This is a genomic window from Haloterrigena salifodinae (assembly GCF_003977755.1).
Classification (GTDB): domain Archaea; phylum Halobacteriota; class Halobacteria; order Halobacteriales; family Natrialbaceae; genus Haloterrigena; species Haloterrigena salifodinae.
Map to the genome: position 1 here is coordinate 22,467 of NZ_RQWN01000003.1, position 26,683 is coordinate 49,149.

General features: G+C 64.7%; 30 protein-coding genes and 3 tRNA genes. 17 read left to right on the top strand and 16 right to left on the bottom strand.

Annotated features, from left to right (window positions below):
- Position 1 precedes the first annotated feature (1 nt).
- On the bottom strand, positions 2-622 hold the full coding sequence (locus EH209_RS14660; RefSeq protein ID WP_249038832.1) for a class I SAM-dependent methyltransferase: 621 nt from the start codon (positions 620-622) through the stop codon (positions 2-4).
- Between the two features lie 80 nt (positions 623-702).
- Positions 703-996, bottom strand: coding sequence for a DUF7521 family protein (locus EH209_RS14665; protein WP_049914174.1), 294 nt, complete (start codon positions 994-996; stop codon positions 703-705).
- Between the two features lie 145 nt (positions 997-1,141).
- On the opposite strand from EH209_RS14665, the gene EH209_RS14670 reads away from it, so the two are divergent.
- Complete coding sequence (locus tag EH209_RS14670) at positions 1,142-1,438, top strand: CDGSH iron-sulfur domain-containing protein (protein ID WP_126663638.1); 297 nt, start codon at positions 1,142-1,144, stop codon at positions 1,436-1,438.
- Between the two features lie 20 nt (positions 1,439-1,458).
- Here EH209_RS14670 and EH209_RS14675 read toward each other — a convergent pair whose 3' ends face one another.
- Genes EH209_RS14675 through EH209_RS14685 form a run of 3 tightly spaced genes read right to left on the bottom strand, consistent with a single transcriptional unit; the run spans position 1,459 to position 5,004 of the window.
- Positions 1,459-3,951 (bottom strand): heavy metal translocating P-type ATPase, encoded by a 2,493-nt coding sequence (locus EH209_RS14675; protein ID WP_126663639.1) that lies wholly within the window; start codon positions 3,949-3,951, stop codon positions 1,459-1,461.
- A gap of 2 nt (positions 3,952-3,953) precedes the next feature.
- Positions 3,954-4,760 carry a sulfite exporter TauE/SafE family protein gene (locus EH209_RS14680; protein WP_126663640.1) on the bottom strand — a complete coding sequence of 269 codons (807 nt, stop codon included), beginning with the start codon at positions 4,758-4,760 and terminating at the stop codon, positions 3,954-3,956.
- A gap of 28 nt (positions 4,761-4,788) precedes the next feature.
- Positions 4,789-5,004: a cytochrome-ba3 oxidase subunit gene (locus EH209_RS14685; RefSeq protein WP_126663641.1), complete on the bottom strand. Its 216-nt coding sequence runs from the start codon at positions 5,002-5,004 to the stop codon at positions 4,789-4,791.
- Positions 5,005-5,104: 100 nt separating this feature from the next.
- Here EH209_RS14685 and EH209_RS14690 point away from each other — a divergent pair, with 100 nt between their 5' ends.
- The 4 genes from EH209_RS14690 to EH209_RS14705 are packed head-to-tail and all read left to right on the top strand — an operon-like array spanning position 5,105 to position 8,098.
- Entirely contained in the window at positions 5,105-5,341 is a 237-nt protein-coding gene (locus EH209_RS14690) for a hypothetical protein (protein ID WP_126663642.1), read from the top strand.
- A complete protein-coding gene (locus tag EH209_RS14695; RefSeq protein ID WP_126663643.1) occupies positions 5,338-6,138 on the top strand; it encodes a cytochrome c oxidase subunit II in 801 nt (266 codons plus the stop codon). The genes EH209_RS14690 and EH209_RS14695 overlap by 4 nt, the downstream gene beginning before the upstream one ends.
- The gene (locus EH209_RS14700; RefSeq protein ID WP_126663644.1) at positions 6,131-7,882 is read left to right on the top strand and encodes a b(o/a)3-type cytochrome-c oxidase subunit 1; all 1,752 of its coding nucleotides are present in this window, start codon (positions 6,131-6,133) and stop codon (positions 7,880-7,882) included. The genes EH209_RS14695 and EH209_RS14700 overlap by 8 nt, the downstream gene beginning before the upstream one ends.
- Positions 7,883-8,098, top strand: a complete 216-nt coding sequence (locus tag EH209_RS14705) for a CbaC protein (protein ID WP_126663645.1) — start codon at positions 7,883-7,885, stop codon at positions 8,096-8,098.
- A gap of 125 nt (positions 8,099-8,223) precedes the next feature.
- Here the strand turns inward: EH209_RS14705 and EH209_RS14710 are convergent, their stop codons facing one another.
- Together EH209_RS14710 and EH209_RS14715 are read right to left on the bottom strand one after the other, a co-directional pair.
- On the bottom strand, positions 8,224-9,045 hold the full coding sequence (locus EH209_RS14710; RefSeq protein ID WP_126663646.1) for a DUF7344 domain-containing protein: 822 nt from the start codon (positions 9,043-9,045) through the stop codon (positions 8,224-8,226).
- Between the two features lie 208 nt (positions 9,046-9,253).
- Positions 9,254-9,565, bottom strand: a complete 312-nt coding sequence (locus tag EH209_RS14715; protein ID WP_126663647.1) for a DUF7091 family protein — start codon at positions 9,563-9,565, stop codon at positions 9,254-9,256.
- A 144-nt stretch (positions 9,566-9,709) separates the two neighbouring features.
- On the opposite strand from EH209_RS14715, the gene EH209_RS14720 reads away from it, so the two are divergent.
- From EH209_RS14720 to EH209_RS14730, 3 genes are all read left to right on the top strand, one after another.
- A complete protein-coding gene (locus EH209_RS14720) occupies positions 9,710-10,957 on the top strand; it encodes a sulfite oxidase (RefSeq protein ID WP_126663648.1) in 1,248 nt (415 codons plus the stop codon).
- Between the two features lie 117 nt (positions 10,958-11,074).
- The gene (locus tag EH209_RS14725) at positions 11,075-12,004 is read left to right on the top strand and encodes a replication factor A (RefSeq protein WP_126663649.1); all 930 of its coding nucleotides are present in this window, start codon (positions 11,075-11,077) and stop codon (positions 12,002-12,004) included.
- Between the two features lies 1 nt (position 12,005).
- The gene (locus EH209_RS14730; RefSeq protein WP_126663650.1) at positions 12,006-12,647 is read left to right on the top strand and encodes an RPA family protein; all 642 of its coding nucleotides are present in this window, start codon (positions 12,006-12,008) and stop codon (positions 12,645-12,647) included.
- Between the two features lie 73 nt (positions 12,648-12,720).
- Here EH209_RS14730 and EH209_RS14735 read toward each other — a convergent pair whose 3' ends face one another.
- Together EH209_RS14735 and EH209_RS14740 are read right to left on the bottom strand one after the other, a co-directional pair.
- On the bottom strand, positions 12,721-13,404 hold the full coding sequence (locus tag EH209_RS14735; protein WP_126663651.1) for an alpha/beta hydrolase: 684 nt from the start codon (positions 13,402-13,404) through the stop codon (positions 12,721-12,723).
- Positions 13,401-14,408: a VOC family protein gene (locus EH209_RS14740; protein ID WP_126663652.1), complete on the bottom strand. Its 1,008-nt coding sequence runs from the start codon at positions 14,406-14,408 to the stop codon at positions 13,401-13,403. The genes EH209_RS14735 and EH209_RS14740 overlap by 4 nt, the downstream gene beginning before the upstream one ends.
- Positions 14,409-14,518: 110 nt before the next feature.
- Between EH209_RS14740 and EH209_RS14745 the strand changes: the two genes are divergently transcribed.
- Positions 14,519-14,923 carry a CopG family transcriptional regulator gene (locus EH209_RS14745; RefSeq protein WP_126663653.1) on the top strand — a complete coding sequence of 135 codons (405 nt, stop codon included), beginning with the start codon at positions 14,519-14,521 and terminating at the stop codon, positions 14,921-14,923.
- Positions 14,924-15,349: 426 nt separating this feature from the next.
- On the opposite strand, the gene EH209_RS14750 is transcribed toward EH209_RS14745, so the two are convergent.
- Complete coding sequence (locus EH209_RS14750; protein ID WP_126663654.1) at positions 15,350-15,805, bottom strand: DUF5814 domain-containing protein; 456 nt, start codon at positions 15,803-15,805, stop codon at positions 15,350-15,352.
- A 157-nt stretch (positions 15,806-15,962) separates the two neighbouring features.
- Between EH209_RS14750 and EH209_RS14755 the strand changes: the two genes are divergently transcribed.
- From EH209_RS14755 to EH209_RS14760, 3 genes are all read left to right on the top strand, one after another.
- Positions 15,963-16,034 (top strand) — tRNA-His (locus EH209_RS14755).
- Between the two features lie 249 nt (positions 16,035-16,283).
- Positions 16,284-16,451, top strand: a complete 168-nt coding sequence (locus tag EH209_RS24115) for a hypothetical protein (RefSeq protein WP_164722056.1) — start codon at positions 16,284-16,286, stop codon at positions 16,449-16,451.
- A gap of 134 nt (positions 16,452-16,585) precedes the next feature.
- Positions 16,586-17,896, top strand: a complete 1,311-nt coding sequence (locus tag EH209_RS14760; protein WP_126663655.1) for a hypothetical protein — start codon at positions 16,586-16,588, stop codon at positions 17,894-17,896.
- A gap of 61 nt (positions 17,897-17,957) precedes the next feature.
- Here EH209_RS14760 and EH209_RS24970 read toward each other — a convergent pair whose 3' ends face one another.
- The 4 genes from EH209_RS24970 to EH209_RS14775 all read right to left on the bottom strand — a co-directional run bounded on the left by EH209_RS24970 (position 17,958) and on the right by EH209_RS14775 (position 21,001).
- Positions 17,958-18,092: a hypothetical protein gene (locus EH209_RS24970; RefSeq protein ID WP_282957096.1), complete on the bottom strand. Its 135-nt coding sequence runs from the start codon at positions 18,090-18,092 to the stop codon at positions 17,958-17,960.
- A gap of 66 nt (positions 18,093-18,158) precedes the next feature.
- A complete protein-coding gene (locus EH209_RS14765; protein WP_126663656.1) occupies positions 18,159-19,016 on the bottom strand; it encodes an aldo/keto reductase in 858 nt (285 codons plus the stop codon).
- A gap of 511 nt (positions 19,017-19,527) precedes the next feature.
- A complete protein-coding gene (locus tag EH209_RS14770; protein ID WP_249038806.1) occupies positions 19,528-19,968 on the bottom strand; it encodes a hypothetical protein in 441 nt (146 codons plus the stop codon).
- A gap of 959 nt (positions 19,969-20,927) precedes the next feature.
- Positions 20,928-21,001 (bottom strand) — tRNA-Phe (locus EH209_RS14775).
- Positions 21,002-21,223: 222 nt separating this feature from the next.
- Between EH209_RS14775 and EH209_RS14780 the strand changes: the two genes are divergently transcribed.
- Together EH209_RS14780 and EH209_RS24120 are read left to right on the top strand one after the other, a co-directional pair.
- Positions 21,224-21,670 carry a DUF7344 domain-containing protein gene (locus tag EH209_RS14780; RefSeq protein ID WP_126663657.1) on the top strand — a complete coding sequence of 149 codons (447 nt, stop codon included), beginning with the start codon at positions 21,224-21,226 and terminating at the stop codon, positions 21,668-21,670.
- Positions 21,671-22,748: 1,078 nt separating this feature from the next.
- A complete protein-coding gene (locus EH209_RS24120) occupies positions 22,749-22,925 on the top strand; it encodes a hypothetical protein (RefSeq protein ID WP_164722057.1) in 177 nt (58 codons plus the stop codon).
- Between the two features lie 415 nt (positions 22,926-23,340).
- Here the strand turns inward: EH209_RS24120 and EH209_RS14785 are convergent.
- Positions 23,341-23,414, bottom strand: a tRNA-Val gene (locus EH209_RS14785).
- A 61-nt stretch (positions 23,415-23,475) separates the two neighbouring features.
- On the opposite strand from EH209_RS14785, the gene EH209_RS14790 reads away from it, so the two are divergent.
- From EH209_RS14790 to EH209_RS14800, 3 genes are all read left to right on the top strand, one after another.
- Positions 23,476-23,970, top strand: coding sequence for a DUF192 domain-containing protein (locus tag EH209_RS14790; RefSeq protein WP_126663658.1), 495 nt, complete (start codon positions 23,476-23,478; stop codon positions 23,968-23,970).
- A 78-nt stretch (positions 23,971-24,048) separates the two neighbouring features.
- On the top strand, positions 24,049-26,001 hold the full coding sequence (locus EH209_RS14795; RefSeq protein WP_126663664.1) for an ABC transporter ATP-binding protein: 1,953 nt from the start codon (positions 24,049-24,051) through the stop codon (positions 25,999-26,001).
- Positions 25,998-26,177 (top strand): hypothetical protein, encoded by a 180-nt coding sequence (locus tag EH209_RS14800; protein WP_126663665.1) that lies wholly within the window; start codon positions 25,998-26,000, stop codon positions 26,175-26,177. The genes EH209_RS14795 and EH209_RS14800 overlap by 4 nt, the downstream gene beginning before the upstream one ends.
- Positions 26,178-26,243: 66 nt before the next feature.
- On the opposite strand, the gene EH209_RS14805 is transcribed toward EH209_RS14800, so the two are convergent.
- The gene (locus EH209_RS14805; protein WP_126663666.1) at positions 26,244-26,588 is read right to left on the bottom strand and encodes a DUF5789 family protein; all 345 of its coding nucleotides are present in this window, start codon (positions 26,586-26,588) and stop codon (positions 26,244-26,246) included.
- Between the last annotated feature and the right edge of the window lie 95 nt (positions 26,589-26,683).

Genomic DNA, 26,683 nt, shown 5'->3' on the forward strand with positions numbered 1-26,683 from the left:
CTTAGGCGTCGTCGAGCGACGGCGAAAGCTGCGGGCGCCACCGCGGAACGCCCGTTTCGTTCCGGGCGACCAGCGTGACGCGCGGCTCGTCGCCGACCCGGCGTTCGGCGTAGTAGAGGATCGCGAGCTCCGAACACGCCGCCAGCAGTTCGTTCGAATCGAACCGGAACCGATCGCCCGGGCCGGCGTCGCGCTCCGCCGACGCGAGGTAGTGTTCGTAGCAGAGGACGCCCCCTGGCGCGAGGGCGTCGATCAGGGCCGGCAGCCGATCGCGCGCGTCGAAGAAACTCACCGTTACGAGGTCGTAGCTCCCCTCGGGGACGCAGTAGCGATCGGCGTCGGCCAGAATCCAGTTGACGGTCGTTCCACGTTCGCTCGCCCGCTCGCGGGCCCGCGAGAGCTTCGCGCTCGAGAGATCGACGGCGTCGACGGTCCAGCCGCGCTCCGCCAGAGCAAGGGCGTTCCGACCGGTGCCGGTGGCGACGTCGAAGGCCCGTCCGGGGGACAGTTCCTCGACGACCGACCGAACGACCGGCGCGAGTCCGTCCGATCTAACGTCGTCGTCTTGAGACGGGCCCGAACCCGACCGAGCGGCGTCGTGGTCTTCGGTCACGGCTCGCACTCGCGGGACGCAGCGCCTTAGTTTCTCGCGGCGTTCGGCGGCCGCCCGTCTCGTCGTCAGCACGGTGTGTCGTCGCCGCGCTACGTCACGTACAGCGAGTAGGCGATGATGACGAAGCCCACGAGCATCAGGAGGCTCTCGAGCAGGATACCCATCATCAGCGAGACCCCGAGAATTTCGTACAGCAGCCCGGCGAGCACGAGGCCGAGCGTGACGAGGCCGAAGCCGGCGGCCAGGAGTCCGAGCGCGCGCTGGCGCGTCCGGCGGTAGGCTTTGAACGCGAGAAAGGTGATGAAGCTGCCCACGAGCAGGATGAGGGTCTTAACGACGGCAAGCGAGATGGCGATCGACGTTCCTGCGTCGTGGAAACTCATGGTGTCCGTACGTCGAAAATTACGAACGGGAACCAAGTAGCTTGCGTTCACGACGAACCGGCCGGCTGCGACCGCGATCTCGAGGCGAATCGAACCGACGCGTGGACACCCGAGTCTTTTGCCCGCCGGTCCCGAATCGACGGCCATGACGCGATTGGTCGAACTCGAGGAGACGGGACCGAGAAAGCTCGAGCCATCTGATATCGACGACGAGAAGGGAGACATCGCGGTCTGTCGGTGCGGCCTGTCTGAGTCGTTTCCGTTCTGCGACGGGAGCCATCGGCAGACCCGCGACGAGGAGCCGGAGACGACCTACGTCTACGAGGACGGCGAGCGTCGGGTCGTCGAGCGAGTCGTGACCAAAGACGGGGCGGTCGGCAGCGACGGCACTGGGGATGGGGATGCCGACACCGACGGCGATGACGACGCCAGCGCCGAGTAGGGGTCGCCACCGGAGTTACGTTACCGCATCGAGCGCGAGGAGTTGAGCACGACCAGCAGGCTGCTCGCGGCCATCGCGACGGCAGCGAAGAGGGGGTTCAGCAGGCCGGCGACCGCCAGCGGGATCGCCACTGCGTTGTAGCAAAATGCCCAGCCGAGGTTCTGGCGAATGCGCCGGTGCGTGCTCGCGGCGATCGCGAGCGTCTCGCCGACCGCCTCGAGGTCGTCGCCGACGATCACCGCGTCGGCCGCGTCGGTCGCGAGTTGGGTCCCGCCGCCCATCGCGATGCCGACGTCGGCGGCGGCCAGCGCGGGCGCGTCGTTGCTCCCGTCGCCGACCATCGCGACCGTCCCGCGCGTGCGGAGGCGATCGACGGTCTCGGCTTTCGCCTCCGGCGGGACGCCCGCGAAGACCTCGTCGACGCCGTCGACCGCGCGGAACCGCTCGGCGGCCGGCCCCTCGTCGCCGGTGAGGACGACGATATCGCGACCCGACGAGAGCGTCTCGAGGGCCGCGTCGACCTCTTCGCGTTCCGAATCGCCGACCGCGATGACGCCGCGGGTCCGGCCGTCCCAGCCGACGGCGACCGGGACGCGACCGGCCGCGCGAGTGTCGTCGATCGGTGACTCGAGGGCGCCGGGAACCGCCAACCCGCGCTCGCGGCAGAAGTCGGGATGGCCGACGACGATGCGATCGCCGTCGACGACGCCGCTGACGCCGCGGTCGGCTCGCTCGAACGAGTCGACGGTTGTGGACCCCTCGGCGCCGGCCACGGTCCCACCGTCATTTTCGGCCTCGAGACCACCGCCGTCGGCCGCGGCGACGGGCGCCGCCTCGACGACGGCGGCGGCGACCGGGTGCTCCGACAGCGATTCGACCGCGCCGGCTCGCCGAAGCAACTCGTCTGAGTCGGTTCCGTCGACGACGTGAACGCCCTCGACGGCCATTTCCCCGGTCGTCAGTGTCCCCGTCTTGTCCAGCACGACGACGTCGACGTCCTGTGCGTCCTCGAAGATCGTCTCCGCGGCGACGACGATCCCGCGCTTCGCGGCGGCCTGCACCCCCGCGGCGATCGCCAACGGCGTCGCCAGCCCGAGCGCGCAGGGACAGGAGACGATGACGACCGTCAGCCCGATCAGGAGGGCGGTCGACGGGCTCGAGCCGGTCGCGAGCAGGACGGCGGCCGTAGAGACGGCGAGGGCGACGACTAGCGGGACGAACACCGTCGCGAGCTTGTCCGCGAGCCGCTGGACGCCGGGTCGGGCGCTCTGGATCGACCAGAGCAGCGAGACGAGCCGATCGAGCGTGCTCTCGGCCTCGTCGCCGACCGCGAGGACGATCGGCGCGTCGGTGACGACAGTGCCGCCGCGGAGTTCGTCGCCGGGTGACTTCCGGACGGGGAGGGACTCGCCGGTGACCAGCGACTCGTCGACCGCGGCCGACCCCTCGAGAACTTCGCTGTCAAGGGGGACCCGCTCGCCGGGGCGGACGAGCAGCCGATCGCCGGGCTCGACGGCCTCGAGCGGGACCGTCTCGCCGCTCTCGAGGCGGGCCTCGTCGACCTGCCGTTCGGTCAGCTCCGAGAGCAGCCCTGTGGCGCGGCGCTTGACCGCCCGCTCGTAGTGGGTGCCCGCGGTGACGACGAGGACGATGGCGACGGTGACGTCGAAGTAGAGGTGGCTCTCGCCGAGGAGGATCGCCGCGGCGCTGTAGCCGTACGAGCCGAGTGCGGCCGTTGCGACGAGCAGGTCCATGTTCGGCCGACCCGCCCGGAGGCTGACGTACGCGCCCCGGAGGATCGGATATCCGGTGTAGAAGAGGATGAACGACGTGAACGCCCAGATATTCGCAGACAAAAACGCGAGCTCGTAGCCGCTGAAGGCGACGACCGGCTCGAGGTCGAAGTAGGTCGGGTAGAGAAAGAGGGCGTACCAGACCATGACCATCATGCCGAAGAAGCCGCCGAGCAGCAGCCGGGCGAGCCCGTCGTCGTCGCCCGCGTCGCCGTCGGCGGCCGATCGATCGGCCGCGGTGTAGCCGTAGCCCGAGACGATTTCGGGGAGGTTGTCGGCCGCGAGCCGGTCGGGATCGTAGACGATCCGGATCGTATCCGTCGCGTAACTCGCCGTCGCGCCCCGCACGCCCGCCTGGCGCTCGGCGACCGACTCGAGGAACGCCTCGCAGGTCGAGCAGTGCATGCCGTCGACCGCGAGGAAGGCGTCCTCGCCGTCGAGGTCGTCGAGGTCGCGGCCGTCCGTCGCCTCGGCCCCGTCTAGTCGCGATCGAACCGCCGCCTCGTCGGGGCCGTCGTCGCGCCGCTCGAGGGTTCGCGCGACCTCGAGACAGCCCCGGCAGCAGTAGGTGCCGTCGACGTCGGGGTCGGGGTCGGTGATCGGCGCCGACGGAAGCGGCAGGTCACAGAGGTCACAGCCGTCGCTCCCCTCGGCCGGCGACGACGGTGCGGGCGTGTGCGGGCGTTCCGACGAGTCTGGGTTCCGTGAGTCTGGACACATCGTTAGAACGGTGGTGCGAACGGCAGCGGCGGGTGGGGCAGGTGAATTCCGTACAGCATCAGCCCGTGCGAGAGCGGGACGTAGCCGAGGACGACGAAGGCGACGCCGAGCCCGCGGTGGAGGCGGACGCGCGTCGCCGACTCGACGGCGGTCAGGACGGTGCCGTAGGCGAACAGCGTCGGGATCGTCCCGAGTCCGAGGACGGCAAGCGAGAGCGCCCCGCGAGTCGGCGAGCCAACGGCGAACGCATAGAGGTACGCCGGGTAGATGATCGGACACGGCATGAGGCCGTGGACCGCGCCGAGCGCAGCGATCCCCGGCGACGTCGCGAGCCGATCGATCCGACTCGAGAGCAGCGCCGAGAGGCGACGGAACAACGTCCCGACGAGGGGGAGATCGTGACCCGGGACGGCCGTCCGACCGCGGACGTAGTAGAGTCCGCTCGCGATGATGGCGATCCCGACGAGGATTCCCGTCGCGCCCCTGACGGAGTCGCCGACCGCGGCGACGGCCTCGCTCGAGGCGACCGTCGCCGCGCCGAGGAGGCCGAAGAGGGCCCCGATCGTCGCGTAGCTCGCCGTCCGTCCGAGGTTGAACAGCGCGTGCTGGCGCACCTCGTAGCCGGTGAGCGTATCGTCGCGGCGCTTGTCGCCGGCGGCGCCAATCCGGTCGGCGTAGGCCGTTACCAGCGGCCCGCACATCCCCAGACAGTGGGCGCCGGCGAGCAGGCCGACGACGAAGAGGACGATCAGGTCCGCGTGCTCGAGGCCGAGCCCCGGCCCGGCGCTCGCAAGTGCTGCGAGGGTCATCTCCGGCCGTCGTTCGGTCGCCGAGGCGTCACCTGGCGGCCCCGTTTTCGCTCGCGGCGTGATCGCCGTGTGATCCCTCGACCGGCGACATCGCGAGGTACAACGAACCGATGATCACCGCGACGTTGACCGCGCTGACGAGACCGGCGACGCCCGAGTTCGTGACTCCGTAGACGAGAACCGGCACGACCGCGAGTAGTCCGATGGCCGCCACGTACCGCGGCGTAACTGTCTCGAGGGTCATAGCCGTCTCTCGGGCTGTCATCGGCTTAATACCTCGAGTTGTTTTCACCGGACGGGAATTACGATCGGTCGTAAGGTGCCGCTGTTCCCTACCAACGCGTATGAGTTCGGCAACGGAACAACCGACGACCGATCAGGCCACCGAGACCGATTCTGGGGAGACCGGTCCGGTTCGCACGATCGGTCACGACGAGTACGATCCGATCGGGACGCTGATCCTGATCGCGATCTACTTCGCGATACTGGTACTGCTGTGGCTGTTCATGTACTTCGTCGAGTTCCTCGGCAACGGACCGACCGTCGTCGGGACGCTCGTGACGGTGGTGGGGCTGGCATGAACATTCACACCTACGAGAAGCTCTGGCTGGCCGCGGCGATGGTGTTGATCGTCGGCTTCATCGCGACGATCACGTACGGCGCGGTCGGTCCGGGCGTCTCGATGATTGACGACGACGGCGGCTCGATCGACCCCGACGCGATCAGCGATCACGAGCGGTTCGGCGACACCGGCGTCACACACGTCGGTGGCGACGAGTACGAGGTCGACGTTGTCGCACAGGCGTGGTCGTACTCGCCGGGCGAGATCGAGGTGCCGGCGGGCAGCGAAGTGACGTTCTACGTCACGAGCCGAGACGTGACCCACAGCTTCTCCGTGGTCGGAACGAACATTAACACGATGGTCATCCCCGGCGAGGTCTCGCAGATGACCGTCGAGTTTGACGAACCGGGCGAGTACGGCATTCTCTGTAACGAGTACTGCGGTCAGGGCCACCACAACATGGAAGGGAAACTGAACGTCGTTCCCGAAGACGAGTTCAACATGACCGAACTGGACGTCGAGGCCCCCAGCGAGGTCGAGGCAGGTAACGAGACAACGATCAACGCGACCGTCAGCGACGGGATGCAGACCGACCTCGAGACGACCGCGACTCTCGAGATCGGCGATCAGCGGTACGAAGAAGACGTCACAATCTCCGGCGCCGGCAGCGAGTCCGTCGAGTTCGCGGTCGACACCGACGAACTCGGCGCGGGCGACCACGACTGGACGGTGACCGCCGCCGGCTACGAGGAGCGCGGCACGCTCACCGTCGCGGACGGTGACGGCGGCTCCGACGGAGGTGACGGCGATGCGTAACGCCTACATCGATCAGTTCCCCGCGGAGGCGAAGGTGATCAAGGCCGCCTTCTGGAGTTCCTTCCTCGCGCTGGCCATCGGCGGCCTGCTCGGACTCGTGCAGGCGCTCCACCGGACGGACGTCGTCCGCTTTATCGATTCGGCGGACTACTACACCGTGTTGACCGCCCACGGCGTCCTGCTGGCGATCACGTTCACGATCTTCTTCCTCGTGGGCATCTTCACCTGGGCGGTGACGACCAGCCTCGAGCGGGGCGTCGTCGACACCCGCTTCACCTGGTCGTGGTACGTCATGATGGTCGTCGGATCGGTCCTCACCGCCGTCACGATCTTCGCCGGCTTCCTCGAGGACGCGCCTGAGATCCTCGGCGCGCCGCTGAACGCGGACGTGCTCTTCACGTTCTACGCGCCGCTGCAGGCCCACCCCTTCTTCTACGTCGGGCTGGTGCTGTTCGTCGTCGGCTCCTGGCTGGCCGGCGTCGACTGGTTCCGGACGTGGTGGGCCTGGCGCAGCGAGAACCCCGACGAGCGGATCCCGCTGCCGACGTTCATGGTGTTGACGACGACGCTGTTCTGGTACGTCTGTACGTTCGGCGTCGCCCTGTCGATCCTCGTCTTCCTGCTGCCGTGGTCGTTGGGCATCGTCGACTCCGTGAACCCGCTGTTGACCCGGACGCTGTTCTGGTACTTCGGCCACGCCGTCGTCTACTTCTGGCTGATGCCGGCGTACATGATGTGGTACATCATGCTGCCGAAGCTCTCCGGCGGGAAGCTGTTCAGCGACCCGCTTGCCCGCGTCGTCTTCGTGCTGTTCCTGCTGCTTTCGACGCCGCTGGGCATCCACCACCAGTATCTGGATCCCGGCATCGCTGAGGGGTACAAATTCATCGCGATGACGAACACGATGTTCCTGTTGCTGCCGAGCCTGCTGACCGCGTTCACCGTCGTCGCGAGCATGGAACACGGCGCGCGCCAGCGCGGCGGCGAGGGCTACCTCGGCTGGCTCAGAGCGCTGCCATGGCGCGACCCGGTCTTTACCGGCATGGCGCTGGCGGGCTTGATGTTCGCCGCGGCCGGCTTCTCCGGCATGATCAACGCGGGGATGAACATCAACTACCTCGTCCACAACACCTGGTGGGTCGTCGGTCACTTCCACCTCACCGTCGGCACCGCCGTCGCGCTGACGTTCATGGCCGCGGCCTACTGGTTCATCCCGCAGGTGACCGGCAAGGCGCTGTGGAACCGCTCCGTCGCGCTGGGGCAGGTCCTGCTGTGGTTCATCGGCATGACGTTCATGTCGAACGCGATGCACCGCTCGGGGCTGTTCGGGATGCCCCGCCGGACCGCCGAACCGCAGTACTCCGGCTTCGAGTTCGAACCCGCCGCCGGGACCGTCGGCGAGATCAACGCGCAGGTCGCCCTCGGCGCCGTGATCCTGACCGTCTCGCTGGCCCTGTTCCTCCTGAACATGGTCCTGACGTCGTTCAACGGGTCCAGCGACGCCATCCCGGACAACACCTACGCCGGAACGCTCTCGGGCCCCGAGGACGCGCCCGAGATCCTCGACAACCTCAAACTCTGGACTGCCATCGCTATCGTCCTCGTAATCTTCGCGTATACGCTTCCGCTCGCGAGCATCATCGAGAACGGCGGCCTCTTCGGTCCCGGCATCGAGGGGCGACAGCTCACGCTCGTTCCCGATACCACGGCCGTCCTCGAGACCGTCCGGGAGGTGATTTCCTAGATGCGCATCTCGAAGGCCGGCCTGCTCGTCGTCGCGGCGATCGTCATCCCGATCGTCGTCGAACTCCGCACCGCGCTCTCGTGGTTCGGAATCGAGCTCTCGGTCCTCGAAGGGGTCGCCCTCGCCATCGCGATTGTCCTCGCGATCGTCGTCTGGGCGGTGTGGCCGTCCGACGGGAACGGCAACGCCGAGACCGAACCCACGGGTCCCGAGTGATCGGTCGCAGCGGTCCGACGCCCTGACCGGGAGTCGAGGGCGATTTCTTTTCCGGAGGCGTGTGAAAATCGCGGTGCGTACAGGAAACGCCGGTATCGAACGCTTCGACGCGACGAGACCGAAGCTTACGTTTCGAACGGAAGACTTCCGAGAAACTCGTCGCTCTGATAATCGAGATGGTCCAGTCGAGGGCCGAGCAGTTCCCGCGTGAGGACCACCAGTGGATTGGTCTGGCCCTCTCCGATCATCGCGACCTCCGTTCTCGATCCGGTGGCGTCCTCGTCCCAGAGGCCGACGACGACGGTCTCCCGATCGGCGACGATGAGCCGACTCACCTTGGGATAGTTCGCTCGTTCGTACATCCAATCCATCTGTGGCTCCCAGATCGTTGCTTCCGGGAGGCGCTCCCGAAAGAACTCTCGAGCAGCGTCGTTTTTCGTTCCGGCGTGAAGTTCGACGTCTCGGTCGATGGCGTTCTCCGCGTGCGGGACACACGCTTCGTCGAGTAACTCGTCGGACGCGTAGATCAGAAAGAGTTCGTCGTCGGCTCTGTCGGCCAGCTCTCGGCAATAGTCGTACACCGCTTCGCGACCCTCGAGCCGCCCGACGGTACGCTCGTCCGGTCTCCGTCCCGTCTCGAACTGCGAGAGCAGTTCGTCGAGCGCTTCGACGTCCATCCAGTCGGCGTCATCCGCCGATCGACGGCCGGTGGTGACGGTATTTTCATCGTGGTCGTACGCGACGAGCCCGACTTCGTCGAGTCGGGGAAGGTACTCGTGATGGAGCGAAACGATCGTTCGCTCGAGTTCCTGCTCGTCCGCCGAAGCGAGGTGTTCAGCGAGCTCCGTTACAGAGAGGCCGCGATGAGATTCATTGAGAACAGTTAAAATTTCACGGTTGGTTGCATCTATGAGTATCCGAATGATTTCTTCGTCTTCTGACCCCATTACTGGTGGATATTCCCGTGCGGGTGTTAAAAACCAGGTTTCTATTCAAGAGTGTTATTATAGGATTATAACCTATCGATTTTTGCTGAGAGTCAACAGCGTTCCCACTCAGAAGTCACAGATATAGCTACCAAATTGGACGATTCGGCTCCGAGAACAACTTCGAAGAACGAAACCGCGCTACTAACTACCGGCAACGCGGCGGTCGCTACCAGGTCTCGATCCGTCCCTCGCGGACGTCCTCCGCACAGCCCTCGCAGTCGGGATGGCCCGCTTCGAAACACGCCGGCCGGTACTGGTCGTCGAGCATCGCCGCCCGCTGTTCGGCATAACGCCGGCAGACGATCTTCGCCCGTCCCGCCTCGTCCGACGGCAGGCCGCGGGCGTTTTTCGCCACTTCGTAGGCCTCGCGGGCCTCCTCGAGTTGCTCGCCCGTCGAGCCCCGAACCTGTTCGTACTGCTCGCCAGCCTCCTGGAGCTTCGAGCGCAGGAACCGCTCGAGCCGACGACGATCCGCCATTGGACGTGATTCGATCGCCGGCCACATAGTCCCGTCGCCGCCGTTCCGCGGTTCGTCGGCGCGGGAACGGTCTCGGCCGGCCGGCGACGAGCGACCGCTCGAGTCGGGGCGAAGGGTTTTGCCAGCTCGTGTTGTGTGGTGACTATGAGCACGGAAACACCTCGAGAGAGTCGCCGCGGCGAGATCGACGCGATCCTCGAGCGAAAGGACGGCGGCGTCCGCGAGACCCGCGACGAGGCCGACAAGTACACCGTCGTCGGCGCGGCCGACAGGCGAACGTACGCGAACTGGCTGACGCCCGTTGAGGAACACTTCGTCTGCCACCGCAACGACATTCCCGACGCCGACGCGGACTCGTGGACGGTCTCCCTGACGGGACGGCTCGACGACGAGTACTCGCTGTCGGACCTGAACGACGAGTTCCCGACGGTCGCGGTGGCCCACACGATGGAGTGCGCCGGAAACGGCCGCGGACAGCACCGCCCCGAGACCGGAAGCGTCCAATGGGGGTTCGAGGCCGCGGGGACGGCGATCTGGACCGGCACGCCGCTCAGTTCGATACTACGCGGTCGGCTTGACGACGCGGACGGCGACGCGTGGCTCACGGCCGTCGGTGGCGACCCCTCGGACGGCGACGACGTCTTCGCGCGGTCAATTCCCCTCTCGAAGGCGCTCGAGGACTGCATCCTCGCCACGGAGATGAACGGCCGGCCGCTCCCCCGCGAACACGGCTTCCCGGTTCGGCTGATCGTTCCCGGCTGGTACGGCGTCAACTGCGTCAAGTGGGTCGAGGAGCTCCGGCTGATGGACACGATGGTCGTCGACGGCTCACTGGATCGACCCGGTGACCACGCCTACTGGCAGCAGGAGGCCTACCGAATGCACCCCGCCGACGTCGACCCCGAACCGAACGAGACCGTCGAAACGGTCGATACGTGGTCCCAACTCGAGGCGGGCGAGCCCGATCATCCCTACACGTTCGACCAGACCGTGATGTCGATCATCGGCGCTCCGGACGGCGAGTCCGCAGTGAGCGCTCTCGAGGACGGAACGATCGAACTCACCGGCGTCGCCTGGGCCGGCGACGACGGCGTCGAGCGGGTCGAGGTCTCGACCGACGGCGGCGACACGTGGGCCGACGCGGAACTGTTCGGCCCCGACTACGCGGGTGCGTGGCGACTGTTCCGTTACGACTGGGACGCGCAGCCAGGGACGCACGTTCTCTGTTCGCGAGCGACCGACGATCAGGGCCGCCGACAGCCGATGCGGATCTCCAATCCCGACGCCTGGCGCGACGCGCTCGAGGCCGACGAGTTCCCCTGGAACGAGGGCGGGTACGCCGCGAACGCGGTCCTGCCGAACGCCGTCGAAATCGACGTCGAGTCGACCTAACGGCCCCCTCGATCGGGCTCGCGACGTTCACTTTCACCCCGGTGCCGGTACTTTAAATACTATCGGGCGCGAAACGAGATATGCCTCCCAGTGAAACGAAAGAGGAGGCGTGACACAATGAGCGACGTACGACAGCACGCGGACGACATACACGACCAGTTTTCGGATCACATCGACGTGAGCGTCGACGACGTCGAGGAGCGACTGACGACGCTCGTCGACGAGTACAAGGTTCCCATCGACGAGGCGCGCCGGAGCGTCACCAACCACTACCTCGAAGAGGCCGGCCTCGAGCGAGAGGACATCTCGCGGGGCGGCAGCGAGGAAGTGAACGTCGAGGACGTCGACGAGCCCGAACAGTGGATCGACCTCACCGCGAAGGTCATCGAACTCTGGGATCCCCGGAGCGACTCCGTCGCACAGGTCGGCCTGCTGGGCGACCCGACGGGCACGATCAAGTTCACCAAGTGGGCCAAATCAGACCTGCCATCCCTCGAGGAGGGCGCGGTCTACGACCTTCGCAACGTCGTCACCGACGAGTACCAGGGCCGGTACTCGGTCAAACTTAACTCGACGACGGTGATCGAGGAGCTCGACGAGGACCTCGAGGTCGGCGACGACACCAGCGAGATCGAGGGCGCCCTCGTGGACATGCAAAGCGGCAGCGGCCTCATCAAGCGCTGCCCGAAAGAGGACTGCACGCGCGTCCTGCAGAACGGCCGCTGTAACGAACACGGCGAGGTCGAAGGCGAGTTCGACCTCCGCATCAAGGCGGTCGTCGACGACGGGATCGACGCCCACGAGGTCATCTTCGACAAGGAGGCCACCGAGGACCTGACGGGCCTGAGCTTAGAGGAGGCCAAGGATATGGCGATGGACGCTCTGGACACGACCATCGTCGCCGACGAGATCGCCGCGGACATCGTCGGCACCTACTACCGTATCGAGGGACCGACCTTCGGCCGCTACGTGCTGGCCGACGACGTCGAGGAACTCGACGGGCCCGCCGACGCCGAACAGCTGCTGATCAGAGCGAGGTCGATGTGATATGAGCCAGTCAGAACTCACCCGCGAAGTCGCCCGCCGCGTCTTCGCATCGGAATTCAACGATTCGACGTACACCTTCAAAGAGAGCGACGACGAGCGCGCGCCCAACTACGCGCTGCTCCCGACCGGCGACCGCGCGAACCGCGTGTTCATCGTCGGAACCCTCACGGAAACGGAGGACGTCGGCGAGGACAGCGAGTACTGGCGCGGCCGGGTCGTCGACCCGACCGGGACGTTCTTCGTCTACGCCGGTCAGTACCAGCCCGAGGCCGCATCGGTGCTCCGGGACACGGAGCCGCCGGAATACGTCTCCATCGTCGGCAAACCCCGCACCTACGAGACTGACGACGGCAGCGTCAACGTCTCCGTTCGCCCCGAATCCATCGCGGTCGTCGACGACGACACCCGCGACCGTTGGGTCGTCGAAACCGCCGAACGCACCCTCGATCGCATCGAGGCCTTCGAGGAGTGGGAAGAAGAACAGGAGGCTCCCGAGAACGGCTCGACGGCGCCCACCAACGAGTACGCCCAGATGGCCCGCGAGCGCTACGACTCGCCGGTCGTCAACTACCGCAACGACGTGATTCAGGCGCTCGAGCAACTCGAGGACGTCGAGGCCGACGACGCCGAAGCGACGGCCTGAGTTCGGCAACTCCGTTTCGTTCTTTTTCGCGCCGCTTAACCCAGAGAGCGATGCATCCGCGTCCGATCTCCGATTACGCCTCGAGCGCGGTCTCGAGTAGCGCGCCGATCGCCGCGAACTCGTCGTCGGTGACCTCGTGACCGGTCTCGGGATAGCGCCGCTCGTCGACCGCGGCGTCGGCTCGTTCGAAGATTTGCGCCGTCGCGGCGACGCGCGACGGATCGACGTGTGGATCTTCGGCGCCGTAGCCGAGCAGGACCGGCGTCTCCGCCAGCAAGCCGTCGATATCGGTCGCCTCGAGCTCGGCGTCCGATCCCGGCAGCGTCGCAGAGAGGACAGCGAGCCCGCCGTAGCGGTTCGGGTTCCGGCGGACGTACTCCGCGGCGACGCAAGCGCCTTGCGAGAAGCCCGCAAGAACGGTTCGTTCCGGTGGGATCCCGATCCCCGCCGCGGCTCCGAGAGCGGCAGCCACGCAGTCGACGCTCGAGGAGAGCCACGGCTCGTTTTCGGTTCGCAGCGCGGCGGCCGAACGGGGGTACCAGCGGCTCCGCTCGGCCTGCGGGGCGAGGACGGCGAGACCGTGGCGGGAGACCGGTTCGAAGAGGTTGACGACGCCCTGGGCCGTCGCGCCGCGGCCGTGACAGACGACGAGTGCGGCTTCGGCGGCCAGCGCAGGCGCGCCGGCCGTGAGCAAGGGTTGGCCGGCGTGGGGTCCCGAAACCGAGTCCATCGACCGGCCCGAGTCACGTCCCGTCATCGATCGCTACCGGCGTCGGCGCTGTCGGCGGCGCCAGTGTCCCCGTCGCGCGCAGTTGCCTCCGGAACCGTCAGTTCCGGCAACTGGCTCTCGATCAGATCCCGATCCCGTTCGAACCAGTCGGGCAGGTGCAGCGACTCGCCAGGGCCGCCCTCGGGACCGCTGGCAGCGACGCCGTCGCTCTCGGTCGCCAGTTCGAAGAGGACGCCGCCCGGTTCGCGGACGTACAGCGAATGGAAGAAGTGACGATCCTTGACCCGCGAGACGTCATGGCCGCGGTCGTCGAAGATTTTCCGCCACTCGTGGAGGTCGTCCTCGCTCCCGACGCGAACCGCGACGTGGTGCAGGGTTCCGGGACCCTCGCGGCCGAACTCGGCGTCCCGATCAAGCACGTCGACGATCGTCGCTCGATCGCCGGCGGCGCGGTACCGGGCTCGGTCGTCCAGTTCGGACTCGTACTCGAAGCCCAGCGTCTCGAGCGTACTCGCGGTCGCGTAGGGATTGACCGACAGCGTCGAGACGCCGTGGAGCGCGCGGATCGCAGATTCGTCGGGAACCGGGCCATCGGTCCACGGTTCGACGCCGCTCGGGTCCGGCGCGTCGGGCGGACCGGCAACGAGTTCCAGTTGCGTCCCGGCGGGGTCCTCGAACTGCAGGACGCGCTCCTCGAAGCGCTCGAGCGGGCCTTCGACCGCGACGTCGTAATCGACGAGTCGGTCCCGCCAGTACTCGAGGGAGCCCGCGGGAACGGCGAACGCGACCGACGCGACCTGCGGTTTACCGACCCGGCCCGGATCGGCGTGGGGGTCCGGGAAGTGGGTCAGGACCGTCCCCGGCGTGCCGACCGCGTCGCCGAAGTAGAGGTGGTGCTGGAGGATGTCCTCGAAGTTCACCGTCTGGGTCGCGAGGCGGAGGCCGAGGACGCCCGCGTAGAAGTCGACGGCCGTCTGGGCGTCGCCGACCAGCCCCGTGACGTGGTGGAGTCCCGGCGTGTCGGGAGGCATGGTCGACGTTGGGCCTCGAGCGGAATAGCAGGTCGGGTCCCGGAACCGCGAGCGAGGGTCTCGTCTGACGAATCGTTAAGTGTCATGCCCGACGAATAGACGACAAACAGATGGGCAACAAGAACAAGACGATCTCGTTTCGGGTAAACGAGGACGCGTTCGAGGCGCTCCAGGATATCGCCGAAGAGCGCGACATCTCGTTGTCCGCCGTCTTCCGAGACTACGTCGACCGACTGGTCGAACACGACGGGCAGGTCGAGGTCGTCCCCGAGGACGAACTCGAGGCGATGGGGAGCGACGACGGGGAGCAGACGTTTCCGCCGACCGTCGAGGTCCGCAAGAGCTTCGTCCGCGAACACGAGCGCCTCGAACTCGAGGCCGAACACCTCCGAGAGCAACTCGACGAGTACAAGGGCTACGTCAACGAGCTGCAGGACCGACTCGAGGACGAGGAAGACGAGATCCTGTTGCTGGACGATCTAGACGAGGAAGACGAATCGTACCAGTTGCGATAGTCGGCGCTCGGAGCAGACTGAACTGAACTGATTTCTGCGGTGGTGCGCGCCGGAGTTGGGAAACCGAAGCGTGAGTGCTCGCTGTGTGACTGCTGAATCTCTCGGATGAATCGCCTCGAAATCAGGTTCCGCGGAACTCGGCCTGCTGCTTATAGCGATGGTACATCAACCGAGATTCTTGAGCAAATCCGGCATCTCGCCGGTTACCAGCCATCGAAGGAGACTCCATCCGAGAGCGATCCAAAACACGATGACTGCCCCGAATAATACTTGCTCCATACGCCTACGTACACACAGTTTTATGAATACAATTTGGTTATTTTCCAAATATAGGTGCTGGATCGTCAGATCTGTTCTAGGCGCGTGTAAGAAACAGTGAAATCGTGCGACGTTCCGTTTCTCCAGTCAGCAGCGGCAACGAGAGTGCTATCGGGCGAGATTCTGCTTCGCCTGCCGAATCTCGTCGCGTTTCTCGCTCTCGCCGTCGACCCGCGCCAGCCCCTCGGCCGCCTCGAGCGTGCGGACGCCGTTGTCCAGAAACGAGAGGACGTCGCCGGGATAGGCGTAGATCATGTAGTCGTCGGTCATCACGTCGACGATCGCGTCCGGGCCCAGCCCCTGTGCGCGCAACTCGAGGAGGTACTGGATGAACTTCCGTTCCGGGCAGCCACAGTAGGGGTTGTTGTCGCAGCTACAGTCCAGGAAGTCCTCCGTGAAGTCGAGGACGCGATCCCGGGTCGCGTCGTCTAACTTCTCGAGGCCCTGGCCCTGGAAGAGCATGTCCAGCGTCGCCCCCTTGAACGCGCCCTTCGGGATGTTCGTCTCGAGCTGGGAGCTGAGCTGCCGGTGGTTTTTGACGTAGATTTTATCGGTGATGGCCACGCGTTGGCGGTCCTAGCGGCGCTGGGCCGAAAAACGTCCCGGTCCGCGTCGCCGGCCGGCGAGTGTCTCGGAATCACGCGGTACTGTCTCGCACGGACGCGTACTCGAGTCGTAACGTATTTCAGTTGGACCGGCCGTAACTGATTATGTAAGCGTGTCCGGGTTGGGGTAGTGGTTATCCTTCAGCCTTGTGGAGGCTGAGACGCGGGTTCGATTCTCGCACCCGGACTTCCTGCGGCGAACAAACTCGTGAGCCGCAGGAGTCGTCAGAGAATCGAACTACGCGAGGCGAACGAAGTGAGTCTCGCAGTCGGGTTCGATTCTCGCACCCGAACCTTTTCGCGACGAACAAATCTTCCAGCGGCGCAAATCCGACCGAGAAGTAATCGCACGATATGACACATCTCCACTGCAGATGCGAAGGGTAGGAGTGAACGGCGCCACAGGTTGAATACCGATGCCGCCGTCGATTCGAACGATGACGGCCACCGACGGACCGTTCGAGTGTGACACCTGTGACGCCGACGTTCGATTCGAGGAGGCCCGCCGAACGAAAACAATGGGCGGGCTCGATTCGACGACGTGGCAGACCCTCTGTTGTCCCCACTGCGGCTCGCGACTGAAGACTGTCTACGTCGGCGACTGATCGGCCGCTCGAGTCAGTGATTCCCGACCTGAGCGCTCGAGGCCGATACGAGATGCCGAACACCGCCTCGAGTGGTCCGTTCGGCGGCGTGTTCATGCGTCCGCGTTTAGGACGGCGGTCGCGTACGGTCCCGCATGGCCGATGCCGGACTCGGACGGACCGTCGACGAGCCCGCGCGGAACGCGGCGCTGGCCTGGATTGTCACGCTCGCGCTCGTCGCCTTCGCGATCAACCACGGCCTCGCCGAGTCGTACCGCTGGTTCGCCTTCACCGGCTTCGCGGTCGCGATCGTGGTGCTGCCCGTGGTCGCGTTCCGCGATCCGCTCGCGATGCCGCCGTGGGAACTGCTGGCGCTGGTCGCCGTTCCCGTCGTCGACGCGACGCTGTTCGGCCAATCCCCGCTGACGACGGTCGCGACCTACGTCGCCGTCGCGGCGGTCGCGCTCGTCGCGACCGTGGAGATCGATCGGTTCACGGCCGTGCGAATGAACCACACGTTCGCGATCATCCTGGTTGTCCTCACGACGCTGGCGGTTGCCGGAACGTGGAACGTCGCCCAGTGGCTGGCCGACGTGACCGTCGGCACCAACTACGTCCTCGACGGTCGCTCGCAGGACGCCGCCAACCGCGCGCTGATGATCGACTTCGCGTACGCGGCCCTGGCCGGACTCCTCGCGAGTGTCGTCTTCGGGCGCTATTTTTCGTACGCGCCGAACGACACCGATCGGACGCGAGCGTACTCTCCCGTCGACAACGCTCCGGGTGAGGCGGAGCCGGACGACGACGCGCCGGACGAAGAACCCGATCCGGTTCCGAGTCTGATTCGCGACCGGTTGGACGCCCCCGACCGAACCGTCGAGATCCTCTCGCGAACGATGCAGGTCGCCCTCGCCGTCCTCCTCCTGTACGGGTTCGTCACGCGGGACCTGACGACGGTCTCCAACAGCGCCATCGCACTCGGGATCACGTTCCTCCCCGCGGTGTTCGAACGGGACCGGCGACTGCCCCTCGAGCCGGGACTGGTGTTCTGGCTCACGGCGGCGGTGTTTCTGCACGCGCTGGGGTCCGCCGGCCTCTACAGCTTCATCGGCCCGTGGGACAGCCTAACCCACACCGTCTCGGCGTCGATCGTCGCCGCGGCCGGCTACGCCGTCGTCCGGGCGATCGACCTCCACACCGACGAGATCTACTTTCCACCGCGGATGCTGATCGCCTTCATCCTCGTGTTTGTGCTGGCATTCGGCGTCCTCTGGGAGCTCCTGGAGTTCGCACTCGACTGGAGCGCCCAGCAACTGGGACTCAGCGCGGTCGTCGCCCAGCACGGGCTCAGCGACACGATCGTCGACCTCTTCTACGACGTCGTCGGCGCCGGCGTCGCCGCGATCTGGGGCTCGTTCTACCTCACCGAACTTTCGAATCGCATCGCCAGCCAACTCGAGAACTGAGCCAGTCGGCCGCTCGAGCCGACGCTCGAGAGAGGCTTCGACGCTCAACGGTGTTCCGACGCTACGCCGACTCCTCGAACTCAGCGACGAGATGGTAGGTCAGTTTGCCGTCGTCGGTGACGCCCGCCGGGAGGATCTCCTCGAGGGCCGCTCGCTCGTCCTCGGTCGCGTCGTCAAGCGCAGTTCGGTCGCCCATATCGTCCCTCGAACGCCCGCTCTGGTAGGCGTGGGGCCTGAACTGGACGGGCGAAAAAACCCGGTCTCAGTCGGCCGCGTCGGTCAATCGCTGCACCTCGTCCTCGGACAGCGACAGCTGCGAGGCCGCGACGTTTGACTCGAGGTGGTCGGGGTCGGACGTGCCCGGAATCGGCAGGATGACCGCCGAGCGCTCGAGGAGCCACGCCAGGGCGACCTGTCGGCGCGTCGCGTCGTGTTCGTCGGCGATCTCGTTCAGGAGGTCACCGTGTTCGTCGACGTCGTCGCCATTGATCGGCGCCCACGGAATGAAGCCGATCCCCTCCTCGGTACAGAGTTCGAGGGCATCGGCGGCTCCCCGGTCGCCGACGTTGTAGCGGTTCTGGACCGTCGCGATCTCGACCTGCTCGCGGGCCTGATCGATGTGTTCCGGCGAGACGTTGCTGAGCCCCACCTCGTCGACGAGCCCCTCGTCTTTGAGTTCAGCGAAGGCCGTAACCGAGTCCTCAAAGGGCGTGTCGTCATCGGGCCGGTGGAACTGGTAGAGGTCGATGGTGTCGGTCTGCAGGCGATCCAGCGAGGTGAGCACCTGATTGCGGATGTAGTCGGGATCGCCGTGGGCGAGCCACTCGCCCTCGCGGTTGCGCAGCAGGCCGGCCTTGGTCGCGACCAGCACGTCGTCGCGGTCGCCGATCGCCTCGCCGATGAGCCGTTCGCTGACCGCCGGCCCGTAGGAGTCGGCCGTGTCGACGAGGTCGACGCCGATATCGACCGCCCGCTGGAGGACCTCGCGGGCCTGGTCCTCGTCCTCGGGCGGCCCGATGATTTCGTCGCCGGTGAGACGCATCGCCCCGAAGCCGAGCCGATGGACGGTTCTGTCTCCGATCTCGAACGTGTCGCTCTCGTTTTGCGGTGTCTCGCTCACGGGCGTGCTACTGCCGGCGGACGCATAACCGTTGGCCACGGCTACGTCGGGTTCCGGTTTCTACCCGCTCGCGGTCTCGATTGCCGCCCTTGAACTGAGTGCAGCGATTCGCTCGAGACGGCCCAAAAGCCGGCTAGAAGCCTTCTCCAGTCGCTTCTTCGGCCGTTTCTTCGATGCCTTCGGAAACCGCTTCTTCCGTCCCGCCCGAGAGGTAGCCCCCGATCGTCTCCGTCAGTATCTCGAGTACGCTCATAATTTACGGATGATTGACAATATAATAATCTGTCGTCGTATCTATATTCCGATGAACCAGCCGATACGTAGCGGTGCGAACGGATATCCTGCGTGAAGCAAGTAACCACGAGCAGTGTGAGTGGTTTATCCCTGGTGCAGAGGGAACCCCGCAACAGTGGTCGTTTTCGTCGAAGTTTTGCCGATAAGTCGTCAGAAAAATGAGTTCGAGGGCTCTATTCGACCCGAATCTTTCCCGGTATTCGAAATCCGAAACTGGTCAGCACCCCTCGTCGTCGGTCACCGTCAGCGTTCCAGTTTCGGTTTTGTCGTTCGCGGTGACGGTCCATTCGTGGTCACCGGGACCGAGATCCCGGCTCATGACGCCGAAGTAGACGGTATTCGTCTCGCCAGGCTTCAGCTCAACTGGGGAAGCGGACAATAGCGGTTCGTCGAGAGGACCAATCTTGAATCTTCCCTCGACCGAGACGGGTTCGTCGCCGCGGTTTGTCACCTCGATATGGAAGTCGGCGGCGTCCTCGCTCGGATCGGCGACCTCTTCGTACGGGATCGACTCGGGTGCCGACACCGAGAGTTCGAGATCGCGCTCCCCTTCGGTGTCATCATCGTTCGATTCGCCCGCCACACTCGAGGTGAGTCCAAGTCCGGTCGAAAGCGCTGCGCCTGTCGCGAGTACCGTTCGGCGATGCCAGTTTGGCATACCATCGTCAACTCCGATAGACACCTTCCCTATCTGGTTATTATGAATTGGTTGTACTTACTATAATTGTTCCACAGCGAAGTTATAACCACATTTGATTTTAAGAACATCTTTCCAGACTCGTTTGCCACGTCATATAGCGTACTCAGGAGAAACAGCGGAAGTGACCACGTTAGTAAATACGCGACGGAGAAGGGATAATCGAAACGGGGCGAAAGAAACAGCGATGTCGTACTGACCTTGCCCGCTGTGTCCACCATCGACAGCCATCAGTAGGAACGGCTGCCGTCCCGTTAGCTACCTGACCTGTACTTACCACCCATCGGATCGCCGTAGAGCGGGTCTCCAATCCGTTCTATGACACCACCTGATCCTCGAGTCGATTCTCTTTGCTATTTCTTGCGGCGAGAAGACGAATTCTTCGGACCTGTTGGGATATAATGGAACTAAGGAGCTATTCGCCCCTCACTACTCTCCGCCGCGCTTAGTAGATTCTCGAAACGATAGGGATAGAGAGAAAGTCGATCGAGAGAGGCGTCATTGTAGCTCACAGAGTCTGTTTCTCCAGGTCCACCGAATTAATCAATGAGATGAAGACCGATCCTGATTCGATAGGGTAACGCGAGGGAGATCTTCAATGGACGAGTCCCTGTGAGTCCAATTTCGTACGCTGAAATATAAGTCCCTCTTGAATCGAATCTAGCCTGAAGTGCCCGAAGGCGACGGAACGCGAGTGGAATGATAATCTGGTCTCAGCCGAGGAATCACAGAGAAACCGCCATACAGCGCTACTGGACTGCGAATGTAGACCGAGTAGAATCGGAATGCCGCCTCCTGGATTGTGAACTACGCCGGAGAACCTGCGCGAAGCGCAGAACCTCCGTCTAGTTCAAATCCGGTCGGATCGCATTCTGGATTCTAACATGGCTCGCTACGCTCGCCGGTTAGAATCACAGAAGTGCCGCCTCCCGGATTTGAACCGGGGACAGCTCGATCTTCAGTCGAGTGCTCTCCCAGTCTGAGCTAAGGCGGCGCACCTCTATCTCTGTCGATCGTATAAAAAAGGATTTCGAATCGGAGCCGGTATGACAGCCGTCTGCACGAGTATCATTTCGTTTGTGATAGGTGGGGTTAGGAAAACACATCGGAAAGTAACGCGGAGAATACGCTCGAGTTTATCAGTCATTGATCCGTGTGTGTTGGATTTTTAGATATTCAAGACACCCTTTTCCGGGCTGGCGAGTAATATCGTGTTATGGAGGCACTTACCTCGAGTCAGGAGGGACGACAACTCTCGGCAGATACCATCCTCGAACTGCTCGCGAACCGGCGACGGCGGTACCTCCTCTACGCGCTCCGCGGGCAGGAAGATCCGATCGAACTCTCGACGCTGGCCGAACAGGTCGCCGGCTGGGAACACGACGTGCCCCCGGACGAAGTCGCCAAGAACGAGTACAAGAGCGTCTACGTCTCCTCCGTCCAGTGTCACGTCCCGAAACTGGCCGACGCGGGCGTCGTCGACCACGACGAGGACAACCACACGGTCGTCCTCGGGGACAACTTCGACCAGCTCGAGCCGTACCTCCGCGTCGTCGTCAAGGACGAACCGGAGAATTCGACACTCCACGCCGCGCTCGAACACGAGTCCGGCGACGGCCTTCTGGGACGCGTCCGGGAGAACGTCGCCCGACTCAAGCAGTAGCTCGACTCGAATCGCCGACCGAACCGACGACGGCGAACCGCGTCACTCGAGGCACAGTGGCTGTTTTCTCGCGGGACGATTCGGTTTGAACGACTCGCGACAATCGGTGAGCAGGGACGAGACGACGCTACCAGTGCGTCGGAGCGATTCCAGCTCCGCAAAATCGGTTTCGAGAGAGATATTCTTACATTACCGACGGGGGACTATCTTAACAAACGAGTGTCCATAATACGTCATTGGAAACCAGTTCCAGGCGTCTCGTGGTAGAGAATGGAGCGGTTCGAGCGACGCGTCGAATCCGAACGGCAGCCACAGCGAGCGGCCTGAATCGGGTTGGAGAAATAGACAGGAACCTGACCGTTTCACTGACTGCAACGAGCCCTCTACCCGCCGAGACGAGTAGTGTATCGAATGCAAGAGCGTCATCGCTACTGGAATGGACACCGTTTCGAGTGGAAGGAACTGGACGCTCTCAAGCCTCACAGATGAGCCGACAGTCCAGCGTGCGGCATCCGGAGCGCATCAAGTCCGTGGCGGCGAGTCGCCGCCGGCGACCGGGATCGAACGCTCGACCCCCAACTCGAGGAGATCACGATCAGGATCGGACGGGACGGCGCGCTGTTGCACGCCGTCCGGGCGATCACCGGCTGGCCATTGCCAAGCTGCTCACCCTCAAGCGATTCCGGTCCTCGTCCGCCGGCGACACGCGCGGTGGTAATCGACTCGCGAGGATCTCTCGACCGGGACGCGGCGCCCGGAACAGACCGACCGGGCGCGAACGCACCTCGAGCACCCCGATATCTGCGACCTGCGTTCGTTCGAACCGCCGGTCGACGGGCACGATGCCGGCATCGAACGAGTGAGGCGGATCGGGGTGCAACAGTGGCCCGGCGAATCCGCCTTTGGGAGCACGCAATGAGGCCGTGGGAACTTCCCAACGGCCGGTGGTGGACCGTAATGCGGTCGCTACCGACTCGCCACGCAGTCGATACCACGAGCAACGATCCGGTAGCGCTCGAGTACCGCGCGGAGGGGAACGCGTAACTATCCGCCCCGAACGTATCACCTCGGACAGAGTATGCTCGAGTCTCGAGACGAAGACGTGTTCCGACCGGTGCCCGCCGAAGCGGAATGGGAACCTGAGTCAATGTCCGGCGTCGTCGGCGTCCGAATCGCGACCAGCGGGGGGGACGGACCGTCGTCCTCGGAGTGGCTCTGGTCCTCGCAGTGGCTGGACCTCGTGGCCAAACGCTGACCCGTTCGTCGTCGAGCAGTCTTCGTCCGGTTCGGCGTCGGCTCAGCCGGATTGGGAAGGCTGGATGATCGCCGACGCTCTCGTTCCGAGCGCAGCGTTTCCGGACGGTTGTCCGCGGTCGGTGGCGTACGAGAATCGATGGCCCGGAGTACACTCTCGTCGCGAGGCTTGGCGGTTGTGCTGGCTTGTACGTTTGAAGGGAGATCGACTCGAGTGCGTTCGAGAGAGACTGGCTCGAGTTGAAGAGTGGCTCGGGTGGGTTCGAACCAGAATCAGACATGCTCGCTACGCTGCGCGCGACTGATAGGGTTCGAACCATGCCGAGACGTGCTCACTACGTTGCGCGCGTCTCATCTAATTCGAACCGCCCTCGATCCACGTACCTGCTGCTCGTGAGAGTGCTCGCAGCAGGAAGTGGGCTCGGGCGGGTTCGAACCACCGACCTCGGCCTTGTAAAGGCCGCGTCATGACCAGCTAGACCACGAGCCCGCATCCGAACCAAATCACCCCGTCCGAATAACCTTTACTTTCTCGCGCTCGAGGATCGATCATGGCCCTCGAACGCGTCCAGAAGGTCCTCCTGGCGGTTGCAGCCGTCGGCGTGGTCGCCATGCTCGTTCTTCAGATGGGGCTGGTCACGCCGCCGTGGACCGAAGACGAGGGCACCGTCCGCGTCGTCGACGGCGACACCGGCGCGGAGCTCGCGACCGTCGACGTCGAGGTCGCGGACACCCTGAACGAACGCCACACCGGGTTGAGCGACCACGAGTCGCTCGCGGACAGCAAGGGGATGCTGTTCGTCCACGGCGACGAGGACGAGCGAACCTACGTGATGCGGGACATGGACTTCAACATCGACATCGTCTTCGTCGGCGCCGACGGCGAGATCACGGCGATCGAGCACGCCCGCGCGCCCGAAGCCGGCGAGGACGGCGAGAATCTCGAGTACTCCGGCGAGGCGAAGTGGGTTCTCGAGGTGCCCCGCGGCTACGCCAACGAGACCGGAATGGAGACCGGCGACGAGATCGAAATCGAGTACGAGTGAGACGACGACCGATCCCCGAAGACCACCGTTTCGATTCGTAGCAAACCCTTATTGGCGGCCGACCCGGACTCGAGGACAATGAGCGGGAGTGGCGTCGACTGGGAGGAGGACGACCCGTTCGAGGAACAACGCGAGGAGATCGAGAACCCGATGAAGCGGCTGCTCCTCGAGTACGGGCGCAACTACACGTTTCAGGCGACCGTCGGCGTCTTCGCGAGTATCTTCGCCCGAATCCTGGATCTGCTGCCGCCGATCATGCTGGCGGTCGCGCTCGACGCCGTCTTCCGCGGCGAGGCCGGCTACGCGGAGTCCCTGCCCTTTGGCGGCGACCTGATCGCGCCGTACATTCCCGCGACTCAGGAGGGACAGTTCTACCTGACCGTCAGCGTCATCGCCGCCGCCTTCTTCTTCGGCGCGGCGTTTCACTGGCTGCGCAACTGGGGGTTCAACGCCTTCGCCCAGAACATCCAGCACGACATCCGGACCGACACCTACGACAAGATGCAGCGGCTGAACATGGACTTCTTCGCGGACAAGCAGACCGGGGAGATGATGTCCATCCTCTCGAACGACGTCAACCGTCTCGAGCGATTCCTCAACGACGGGATGAACTCCCTGTTCCGGCTGGCGGTGATGGTCGTCGGCATCGGCGCCATCCTCTTCGCCTACAACTGGCAACTCGCGCTGGTGGCGCTGCTTCCGGTACCGCTGATCGCCGGCTTCACCTACCTGTTCGTCAGGATCATCCAGCCCAAGTACGCCGCCGTCCGCTCGACCGTCGGCAAGGTCAACTCCCGCCTCGAGAACAACCTCGGCGGGATCCAGGTGATCAAGTCGAGCACCACCGAGGACTACGAGTCCGAGCGCGTCGAGGACGTCTCGCAGGATTACTTCGACGCCAACTGGGACGCCATCGAGACCCGAATCAAGTTCTTCCCGGGGCTGCGCGTCCTCGCCGGCATCGGCTTCGTCGTCACGTTCCTCGTCGGCGGTCTGTGGGTCTTCCGGGGGGCACCCGGACCGTTCACCGGCACCCTGAGCGAAGGCGAGTTCGTCGTGTTCATCCTCTACACGCAGCGCTTCATCTGGCCGATGGCCCAGTTCGGGCAGATCATCAACATGTACCAGCGCGCCCGCGCCTCCTCGGCGCGGATGTTCGGGCTGATGGACGAACCGAGCCGCGTCGCGGAGAACCCGAACGCGACGGAACTCGAGGTGACGGAGGGCCGCGTCTCGTACGACGACGTCACGTTCGGCTACGACGAGGACGAGACCATCGTCGAGGATGTCGACTTCACCGTTGCCGGCGGCGAGACCCTGGCGCTGGTCGGCCCCACGGGGGCGGGCAAGTCGACCATCCTCAAACTCCTCTTGCGAATGTACGACGTCGACGAGGGGGCGATCACCGTCGACGGCCAAGACGTCCGAAACGTCACCCTCGAGAGCCTGCGCGAGTCGATCGGCTACGTCAGCCAGGACACGTTCCTCTTCTACGGCACCGTCGAGGAAAACATCACGTACGGCACGTTCGGCGCCGACCGCGAGGACGTGATCGAGGCCGCGAAGATGGCCGAGGCCCACGAGTTCATCGAGAACCTCCCAGACGGCTACGACACCGAAGTCGGCGAGCGCGGCGTGAAACTCTCGGGCGGCCAGCGCCAGCGCATCTCCATCGCGCGGGCGATCCTCAAGGACCCTGAAATTCTCGTCTTGGACGAGGCGACCAGCGACGTCGACACCGAGACGGAGATGCTGATCCAGCGTTCGATCGACGACCTCGCAGCGGACCGAACCACGTTCGCCATCGCCCACCGCCTCTCGACGATCAAGGACGCCGACCAGATCCTCGTCCTCGAGGGCGGCGAGATCGTCGAACGCGGTGGACACGAAGAACTGCTCGAGAACGGCGGGCTCTACTCGCACCTCTGGGGCGTCCAGGCCGGCGAGATCGACGAACTGCCACAGGAGTTCATCGAGCGCGCCCAGCGCCGGCAGGCCCGAACGGACGTGAGTACCGACGACGACGATTGATCGGCGCGAGGGCGATTTCGCTCTCCGGCCAGCGGCGCACCGTCGCAAGGGTAGGCGTCTCCGTCCTCGCCTCCGATACCGCCGAGACGCCCGACGCGCCGCTCGAGGCGACCGTCGAGACAGTCGCAACTGGCAAAAGTGGCTCGTTCGCTCGCACGCTGGTCACTCTCCGCTGAAAAGTACTAGCGATACCTCCTCCTTCTTGTCTCGGTCTCGAGCGACCGGTTCCGCTTCGAACGCGCTCAGAACGACTCCTGTTCCTCTTGGTCGTCCTGGTCCGGCGCACCCTCGTCCTGTCGCTGTTCGCCCGACGCGGGCGGGGTGCGGTCGCTGTAGTTCTTCCGTCCGATCGCCTCGTCGCCGACCATGTTCATGATCGCCGTCTCGACGTCACCGTAGTCCTGATACTCTTCCTGATTGAGCGGCCCGATGAGCTCCTCGAGGGTCGTCGTGTTCCCCTCCATTTCGATCTCCTCGTCGCCGTAGCGCTCCATCAGTTCGTCCTCGCTCAGCGGGTAGTCCGCAGACTCGAGGTCGTCGCCCAACTCGCCGAGGTCGACGCCGAGCTGTCGGTCGTCGTTGGTCATGGACGGCAATTACCCGCACCGCCAGAAACCGGTTGGCCCTGCGTTCGCCACCGGAACCGCACGGCAGAGCGGCGCATCGGTCTCGAGCGCGCCGA

Bases quoted from the DNA above. Each gene is read 5' to 3' on its own strand.
- EH209_RS14665 (WP_049914174.1), bottom strand. From the start codon at position 996: ATGAGTTTCCACGACGCAGGAACGTCGATCGCCATCTCGCTTGCCGTC.
- EH209_RS14685 (WP_126663641.1), bottom strand. From the start codon at position 5,004: ATGACCCTCGAGACAGTTACGCCGCGGTACGTGGCGGCCATCGGACTA.
- EH209_RS14735 (WP_126663651.1), bottom strand. From the start codon at position 13,404: ATGACGGGACGTGACTCGGGCCGGTCGATGGACTCGGTTTCGGGACCC.
- EH209_RS14670 (WP_126663638.1), top strand. From the start codon at position 1,142: ATGACGCGATTGGTCGAACTCGAGGAGACGGGACCGAGAAAGCTCGAG.
- EH209_RS14760 (WP_126663655.1), top strand. From the start codon at position 16,586: ATGGCCGATGCCGGACTCGGACGGACCGTCGACGAGCCCGCGCGGAAC.
- EH209_RS14695 (WP_126663643.1), top strand. From the start codon at position 5,338: ATGAACATTCACACCTACGAGAAGCTCTGGCTGGCCGCGGCGATGGTG.
- EH209_RS24970 (WP_282957096.1), bottom strand. From the start codon at position 18,092: ATGGGCGACCGAACTGCGCTTGACGACGCGACCGAGGACGAGCGAGCG.
- EH209_RS14730 (WP_126663650.1), top strand. From the start codon at position 12,006: ATGAGCCAGTCAGAACTCACCCGCGAAGTCGCCCGCCGCGTCTTCGCA.
- EH209_RS14700 (WP_126663644.1), top strand. From the start codon at position 6,131: ATGCGTAACGCCTACATCGATCAGTTCCCCGCGGAGGCGAAGGTGATC.
- EH209_RS14675 (WP_126663639.1), bottom strand. From the start codon at position 3,951: ATGTGTCCAGACTCACGGAACCCAGACTCGTCGGAACGCCCGCACACG.
- EH209_RS24120 (WP_164722057.1), top strand. From the start codon at position 22,749: ATGCTCGAGTCTCGAGACGAAGACGTGTTCCGACCGGTGCCCGCCGAA.
- EH209_RS14725 (WP_126663649.1), top strand. From the start codon at position 11,075: ATGAGCGACGTACGACAGCACGCGGACGACATACACGACCAGTTTTCG.
- EH209_RS14795 (WP_126663664.1), top strand. From the start codon at position 24,049: ATGAGCGGGAGTGGCGTCGACTGGGAGGAGGACGACCCGTTCGAGGAA.
- EH209_RS14690 (WP_126663642.1), top strand. From the start codon at position 5,105: ATGAGTTCGGCAACGGAACAACCGACGACCGATCAGGCCACCGAGACC.
- EH209_RS14740 (WP_126663652.1), bottom strand. From the start codon at position 14,408: ATGCCTCCCGACACGCCGGGACTCCACCACGTCACGGGGCTGGTCGGC.
- EH209_RS14780 (WP_126663657.1), top strand. From the start codon at position 21,224: ATGGAGGCACTTACCTCGAGTCAGGAGGGACGACAACTCTCGGCAGAT.
- EH209_RS14715 (WP_126663647.1), bottom strand. From the start codon at position 9,565: ATGGCGGATCGTCGTCGGCTCGAGCGGTTCCTGCGCTCGAAGCTCCAG.
- EH209_RS14805 (WP_126663666.1), bottom strand. From the start codon at position 26,588: ATGACCAACGACGACCGACAGCTCGGCGTCGACCTCGGCGAGTTGGGC.
- EH209_RS14745 (WP_126663653.1), top strand. From the start codon at position 14,519: ATGGGCAACAAGAACAAGACGATCTCGTTTCGGGTAAACGAGGACGCG.
- EH209_RS14680 (WP_126663640.1), bottom strand. From the start codon at position 4,760: ATGACCCTCGCAGCACTTGCGAGCGCCGGGCCGGGGCTCGGCCTCGAG.
- EH209_RS14770 (WP_249038806.1), bottom strand. From the start codon at position 19,968: ATGCCAAACTGGCATCGCCGAACGGTACTCGCGACAGGCGCAGCGCTT.
- EH209_RS14790 (WP_126663658.1), top strand. From the start codon at position 23,476: ATGGCCCTCGAACGCGTCCAGAAGGTCCTCCTGGCGGTTGCAGCCGTC.
- EH209_RS14705 (WP_126663645.1), top strand. From the start codon at position 7,883: ATGCGCATCTCGAAGGCCGGCCTGCTCGTCGTCGCGGCGATCGTCATC.
- EH209_RS14710 (WP_126663646.1), bottom strand. From the start codon at position 9,045: ATGGGGTCAGAAGACGAAGAAATCATTCGGATACTCATAGATGCAACC.
- EH209_RS24115 (WP_164722056.1), top strand. From the start codon at position 16,284: ATGACGGCCACCGACGGACCGTTCGAGTGTGACACCTGTGACGCCGAC.
- EH209_RS14720 (WP_126663648.1), top strand. From the start codon at position 9,710: ATGAGCACGGAAACACCTCGAGAGAGTCGCCGCGGCGAGATCGACGCG.